Raw genomic sequence first — 271 nt, 5'->3', positions numbered from 1 at the left:
ACCGACGGTTAAATGCCGCACGTCTGGGAAACCAGAACTGGCTGGCATACGGCAGGTTGTCGTGAATCTACCAGGCCAGCGGCGTCCAGTCCTTGCGCTCCTCATACCAAAGCAGCAATGCCGGCACCACGATGCAGACAGTAGCCCCCAGATGCCCTTCAGCGTCCGGATAATCCCAGATGTGCTCAGCGTAGTTTTTTTCATTGGCAGCACAGCTGTACTGGTTGTTGTTCTCGGCTCCCTTGGCGTTGACTGCCGGCGCTCGGTAAGC

1 protein-coding gene is annotated in these 271 nt (G+C 57.6%); it reads right to left on the bottom strand.

Annotation, left to right across the window (positions count from 1 at the left end; translation table 11 throughout):
• Window positions 1-67: 67 nt before the first annotated feature.
• The coding region (locus ACWXWW_RS18045; RefSeq protein WP_455971388.1) for a hypothetical protein at window positions 68-271 on the bottom strand (204 nt) is incomplete at its 5' end.

The sequence above is a fragment of the Microbacterium sp. KNMS genome, assembly GCF_053851835.1.
Note: the sequence above shows the minus strand (reverse complement) of the source record. Positions and strands in the feature narration are given on the sequence as shown.